Origin of the sequence: Cobetia sp. MMG027, assembly GCF_027947415.1 — a bacterium.
In the GTDB taxonomy this organism is placed as follows: Bacteria; Pseudomonadota; Gammaproteobacteria; order Pseudomonadales; family Halomonadaceae; genus Cobetia; species Cobetia marina.
The window spans coordinates 378,721-385,409 of sequence record NZ_JAQJIO010000005.1 but is presented as its reverse complement, the minus strand read 5'-3'; the positions used below and the strand labels follow the sequence as shown (position 1 = coordinate 385,409).

5 protein-coding genes are annotated in these 6,689 nt (G+C 62.4%); all 5 read right to left on the bottom strand.

Annotation, left to right across the window (positions count from 1 at the left end; translation table 11 throughout):
* Positions 1 to 13 precede the first annotated feature (13 nt).
* A complete protein-coding gene (gene era / locus PJK54_RS09175; RefSeq protein WP_077373161.1) occupies positions 14 to 958 on the bottom strand; it encodes a GTPase Era in 945 nt (314 codons plus the stop codon).
* Between the two features lie 92 nt (positions 959 to 1,050).
* Positions 1,051 to 1,743, bottom strand: coding sequence for a ribonuclease III (gene rnc / locus PJK54_RS09170; RefSeq protein WP_077372170.1), 693 nt, complete (start codon positions 1,741 to 1,743; stop codon positions 1,051 to 1,053).
* 343 nt (positions 1,744 to 2,086) lie between these two features.
* Positions 2,087 to 2,890, bottom strand: a complete 804-nt coding sequence (gene lepB / locus PJK54_RS09165) for a signal peptidase I (protein ID WP_077372167.1) — start codon at positions 2,888 to 2,890, stop codon at positions 2,087 to 2,089.
* 54 nt (positions 2,891 to 2,944) lie between these two features.
* On the bottom strand, positions 2,945 to 4,765 hold the full coding sequence (lepA, locus tag PJK54_RS09160; protein WP_077372164.1) for a translation elongation factor 4: 1,821 nt from the start codon (positions 4,763 to 4,765) through the stop codon (positions 2,945 to 2,947).
* 276 nt (positions 4,766 to 5,041) lie between these two features.
* Positions 5,042 to 6,448, bottom strand: a complete 1,407-nt coding sequence (locus PJK54_RS09155) for a DegQ family serine endoprotease (protein WP_271302684.1) — start codon at positions 6,446 to 6,448, stop codon at positions 5,042 to 5,044.
* Between the last annotated feature and the right edge of the window lie 241 nt (positions 6,449 to 6,689).

Genomic DNA, 6,689 nt, shown 5'->3' with positions numbered 1-6,689 from the left:
GGGGCGGGGAGCATCAGTCCTTGTCGTGGGTGTAACCCAGGCTTTTCAGCGCGCGCTCGTCATCCGACCAGCCACGCTTGACCTTGACCCACAGGTTGAGCATCACCTTGGCATCGAAGGCACGCTCCATCTCGAGACGCGCTTCGCGACCGATGTTCTTGATGCGCTCGCCGTTCTCGCCGATCAGGATCTTCTTCTGGCCCTGACGCTCGACCATCATCAGCGCGCTGATGTGCAGCGTACCGCGCTGATCGGTCTTGAATTCCTCGATCTCGACGGTCATCTGGTACGGCAGTTCGTCGCCCAGCTGACGCATCACCTTCTCGCGCACCAGCTCGGAGGCCAGGAAACGTGAGCTCTTGTTGGTGATCTGATCATCCGCGAACATGTGCTCGCCGTGCGGCAGACGCCCCATCACGTTCTCGAGCAGCAGGTCGATGTTGGTGCCATTCTTGGCCGACATCGGGATGATGGCCGCGAAGTCACGACGCTCCTGCAGACTCTGGAGCCAAGGGGCCAGAGTGGTCTTGTCCTTCAGCCAGTCGATCTTGTTGACGACGAGAATCACCGGCGCCTTCACGTGGGCCAGCTTCTCGAGCACGATCTGGTCTTCTTCCATCCAGCGGGTGCGGTCGACGATGAACACCACGGCGTCCACATCGCGCAGCGCCTGGGTGGCGGTCTGGTTCATGAAGCGGTTGATCGCCTTGTTGCGATCGCGCTGCATGATGTGGATCCCCGGGGTATCGACGAAGACGCACTGGGTGCCGTCCTCGGTGTGGATGCCCATCACCTGGTGACGTGTGGTCTGCGGACGACGCGAGGTGATCGAGACCTTCTGGCCCAGGATGTGGTTCATCAGCGTCGACTTGCCGACATTGGGGCGCCCGACGATGGCGACGAAGCCACAGCGGGTATCCGGCAGCGGCTGATCGCTGACACCGGCGGCCGCCAGCATGCCCTCGAGGGCATCGGCGTTGCCGGTGTGCGTCTCGGTAGAGGCATCAGGGGCGTCGCCGCTCGGGGTGACGTTGTCTTCTGGGGTATGGCTCATGAGCGGCCTCCGCGGGCAGGTTCGAGCAGTTGCAGCGCGAACTCGGCCGCCTGCTGTTCAGCATGGCGACGGCTGGAGCCGACGCCTGTGGTCTTGGTGTCGATCATCTCGACGTGGCAATCGACGCTGAAGGTCTGCGAATGCGCTTCGCCTTCGACGCTGGTCACCTCATAGCGTGGCAGGGCCGCCTGACGCGATTGCAGGAATTCCTGCAGACGTGTCTTGGGATCTTTCTGGGTGTCCTGGAGGTTCAACGCCTCAAGACGGCTGTCGTACCAGCGCAGCACGTGTTCACGCACGACCTGCATGCCAGCATCCAGATAGATGGCACCGATCACGGCTTCCACGGCATCGGCCAGGATGGATTCGCGACGATGACCGCCGCTCTTCATCTCGCCGGAGCCCAGGCGCAGGTTCTCGCCCAGCTTGAACTCACGGGCAAGCTCCGCCAGGGTCTGGCCCTTGACCAGACGCGCACGCAGGCGTGACAGCTGGCCCTCACGGGCCTGGGGGAAGCGCAGGAACAGCGCTTCGGCGATCACGAAGTTGACGATGGAATCGCCAAGAAACTCGAGCCGCTCATTGTTCTGGCCACCATAGCTTCGATGGGTCAATGCCAGTTCCAACAGACTGGCATCCTCGAAGGTGTGGCCGATACGCTTTACAAAGGCATTCAGCGGGCTACTCACAGGTCTCCCTACTCTCTTTTTGTCGCTGACGCCCGCAGGCGTCCTGTCGAATGGTGCATCAGTCTTGACGGCTGATGCCTGTCGTCATCGACATGCTTCGCGATGCCCGAAGCCTACACGGCTTGAGGAGTTGCCGATCGCCACCATCCCAATCCGATATTCGTCAGCCGCGCTGCCCGCAGGCTCGTGGCCTCGGGTCCGACATGATGAACAGCAGGTTGACATGGCAGGCACGACGCATCGTCCCATGTCGAAAGATCCGTCCTTGCGGTACTGGCACGCCGCCGGGCGGCGCTGCCAGACACGACCGGGCCGCCTCTCGGCGGCCCGGTCAATGCACTGATCAATGAATCAGGCGTACCGAGGAAAAGTCCGGGAATCCGTCCTTCCAGTGCATCCACACCGCGACCGCCTTGCCGACGATGTTCTCTTCCGGCACGAAGCCCCAGTAGCGGCTGTCGTTGGAATGGTCGCGGTTGTCACCCATCACGAAGTACTGGCCTTCAGGCACCCGGATCTCGCGCATCTGCGGGCCGGGGTCCTGAGGGTTATTGTAGATTTGATGGGCGTGTTTCCCCAGTGTCTCATCCAGCAGACTCTCGCCGGGCTGCTCACTGACATTGCGCGCATTGAGCGTCTTGCTGACCGCCTGGCCATTCACGTAGAGCTGCTTGCCCTCATAGCGGATGGTGTCACCGGGCAGACCGACGACGCGCTTGATGAAGTTGGTGGACGGGTCCTCCGGGAAACGGAACACCATCACGTCACCACGCTCGGGCTCGCCGACCTCCAGCACCTTGGTGTCGACCACCGGCAGGCGCAGGCCATAGTCATACTTGTTGACCAGGATGAAGTCGCCGATCTTGAGCGTCGGCAGCATCGAGCCGGAGGGAATCTGGAACGGCTCATAGGCGAATGAGCGCACCACCAGCACCAGCAACAGTACCGGAAAGAACGACTTGGCATAGTCCACCAGCCACGGGTCCCGCGTCAGCTTCTCACGCGTACCACTGTCCAGCTCCCCTTCGACGGATGCCTCGGCCTTGGCCAGACGCGCCTTGCGCGCACCGCGCAGGGCAATCAGGTCTATCAGCCACACCACGCCGGCTACCGCTACGGCAATCACCAATACTAGCGAGAAATCCATCGTCATCCCTGTCTGCCCTGGGTCTTGGGGCAGGCCGCCAGCCGGCGGCCTGCATCAGTCGTTCATCTTGAGCACGGCAAGGAAGGCGTCCTGGGGAATTTCCACCCGGCCGACCTGCTTCATGCGCTTCTTGCCCGCTTTCTGCTTCTCGAGCAGCTTCTTCTTGCGGCTGACGTCGCCGCCGTAGCACTTGGCGGTCACGTTCTTGCGCAGCGCCTTCACGGTGGAGCGTGCCACGACCTGGCCACCGACGGCCGCCTGGATCGCCACGTCGAACATCTGACGCGGAATCAGTTCCTTCATTTTCTCGACCAGCAGTCGGCCACGGCCGTGAGCATGGTCGCGGTGGATGATGGCCGCCAGCGCATCGACGCGATCGCCATTGATCAGCACGTCCAGACGTACCAGCTTGGCCGCCTCGAAACGCTCGAAGCTGTAATCCAGAGAGGCATAGCCCTTGGAGATGGACTTGAGGCGATCGAAGAAGTCCATCACGACCTCGGCCATCGGCAGCTCGTAGACCAGCTGGATCTGGCTGCCCAGGAACTGCATGTCGAGCTGGACGCCGCGACGATTGACGCACTCGGTGATGACGTTGCCGACGTATTCCTGTGGCACGAGGATGGTGGCGCGGCAGATCGGCTCACGCAGTTCATCGACGTTGGCCATGTCCGGAAGCTTCGAGGGGTTGGACACCGGCAGCACGTCGCCGTTGTCCATCAGCACCTCGTAGATCACCGTCGGCGCAGTCGTCAGCAGGTCGAGATTGTACTCGCGCTCCAGACGCTCCTGGATGATCTCCATGTGCAGGGTGCCCAGGAAGCCGACGCGGAAGCCGAAGCCCAGTGCGTCGGAGTTCTCCGGCTCGTAATCCAGCGAGGCATCGTTGAGCGCCAGTTTCTGCAGCGCGTCACGGAAGTCCTCGTAGTCATCGGAGCTGATCGGGAACATGCCGGCGTAGACCTGCGGCTTGACCTTCTGGAAGCCCGGCAGACGCTCGACCTTGTCGGCCGTCTTGGTGTGCACGATGGTGTCACCCACCGGCGCGCCCATGATGTCCTTGATGCCGGCGACGATGAAGCCGACCTCGCCGGCACGCAGCACACCGGTTTCCTTGCGCTTGGGCGTGAAGATACCGATCGCGCCGGTTTCCCAGTCGCGGCCGGTGGACTTCAGGCGGATCTTCTCACCCTTCTTCAGGGTGCCGTCGAAGATACGTACCAGCGAGACGACGCCGAGGTAGTTGTCGAACCAGGAGTCGATGATCAACGCCTGCAGCGGCGCTTCCGGATCGCCCTTGGGCGGCGGAATGTCACGCACCAGACGCTCGAGCAGCGCTTCCATGCCCATGCCAGACTTGGCCGACACCTGACAGGCATCCGTCGCGTCCAGACCGATGATCTCCTCGATCTCCTGGGAGACCTTCTCCGGGTCCGCCTGCGGCAGATCCATCTTGTTGAGGACCGGCAGCACCTCGAGGCCCTGCTCGATGGCGGTGTAGCAGTTGGCCACCGACTGGGCTTCGACGCCCTGACCGGCATCCACCACCAGCAGCGCCCCTTCACAGGCATACAGCGAGCGCGAGACTTCATAGGAGAAGTCGACGTGGCCCGGGGTATCGATGAAGTTCAGCTGATAGGTATTGCCATCATCGGCGTGGTAGTCGAGGGTCACCGACTGAGCCTTGATGGTGATGCCGCGCTCACGCTCGATGTCCATCGAGTCAAGCACCTGCTCCTTGAGCTCACGGTCACTCAAGCCTTCGCACAGCTGAATGATGCGGTCAGCCAGCGTGGACTTGCCGTGGTCGATGTGGGCGATGATTGAGAAGTTGCGGATATGCTTCAAGGACGGCGGCGTTACGCGTTCGGTCATGGATCACTGCTCTGTATTTGTGCCCGTCTCCGTGAAATCACACGGCCAACACGGGAGACGACGGAAATCGAATTGCACGCATTGTACAGTCCGACTTGAGGCGATGATAGAAGGCGTTACCTTTTGCACCTCTCTCACCCAGCCGTTCGAACGGCAGTCACAGGGCAATCCTCATTCTTGCGAGCCCCGCGAGAAGGGGCTCGCCCCTGAATGCAGACGGGGCGCACAGTCGCCCGTGCGCCCCGTCGTCACTCGCCTCCCTTGCTGGCGTCCGCGTCATTCATCGCGCATGCGCAGAGCGATGTACAGCGGGCGACCGTTGCGCACCAGGCGCAGCGAGACCGGGCGATCCGCCGGCAGCTTGGCCACCACGTCACGCAACGACTGCACGCTGGTCAACGGCTGCTGATTGAGCTCGACCAGCACATCGCCGGCAGTGATGCCCGCCTCTGCCGCCACGCCCTGTGGGTCGACCTCCAGCACCTTGACGCCATTGTCGAGGTTCATGTCTGCCAGCGCCGCCTTGCCAAGCTCGGTCACGGCAATGCCCAGGCCCTGTTTGTCATTGCTGGCAGCGGCAATCTCGTCCTGATCGCTGCCCGGCCAGTGACCTACCTTGGCCTGCAGGGTCTGATGCTTGCCATCTCGCAGGATGGAAAGCTTGAGCGAATCCCCCGGCGAGCTGGCACCGACCATGCGCGGCAGGTTGGCGGAGGTTTCCACCTCATCGCCATCGACCGCCATGATGATGTCGCCCGCCTTGAGGCCGGACGCTGCGGCCGGGCCATCCGGGTCAAGATCGGCGATCAGCGCGCCACGCGCCCGGTCCAGCCCGAAGGATTCGGCCAGATCCTTGGACACCGGCTGGATGACGACCCCCAGCCAGCCACGATCGACGCGACCATCGGTCTTGAGCTTGTCGGCCACATCCATCGCCACATTGATGGGAATCGCGAAGCTCACCCCCATGAAGCCACCGGAGCGGGTGTAGATCTGGGAGTTGATTCCGACCACGTCTCCCTCGAGATCAAACAGCGGCCCCCCGGAGTTGCCCGGGTTGATCGCGACATCCGTCTGGATGAAGGGCACATAGGCATCCGAGGGCAGCGTGCGATCGATGGCACTGACGATCCCCGCCGTGACGGAGTGATCGAAGCCGAACGGCGAGCCGATGGCCGCCACCCACTGACCGACTTCCAGAGCGTCACTGTCGCCCATCGGCAGAGTGGGCAGATCATCCGCCTTGACCTTGAGCAGCGCGATATCGGTCTTCTTGTCCTCGCCGACCACCTGAGCCTTCAGCTCCCGACGGTCATTCAGGCGCACCATCACCTCGTCGGCACCATCCACGACGTGGGCGTTGGTCATGATGTAGCCATCGTCGGAGATGATGAAGCCGGAACCGAGGCTGGAGCGCTTCTCGATCCCCCCACGCCCCTGACCGGGGAACTGATCACCGAAGAAGTGCTTGAAGAACTCCGGCATCTCCTGGCCATCCGGGCCACGAAACACCGGGCCCGAGGTACGTTTGATCTCGGTGGTGGTCGCGATGTTGACCACGGCAGGCGCCGAATCCTTGACCAGCTGGGTAAAATCGGGAAGTTCACGCGCCTGGGCCATCTGGGCACCCATCAGGGCAGCCATGGCCAACGCGGGCGCCATCAGGCGAGAAAGCGATTTCATCGATGCGACTCCTGGTACGTCCTGTCACTTGTTATGAGGCACGCTGTCACTTGCCATCCAGCATGCTGACGTCGCACATCACGACCATGGCGACGTCCCATTCATTGACGCCAAGACGGCGTTGAAGTTCAGCGAATGATACCGCGCTCGACGCAACATCAGGTCGCATGAAAGCGACAGACGACATGCAGCAGGCATTCTCGGGGACGGGCGAGGGTCGACCACTGCCGCTCACGCGCAC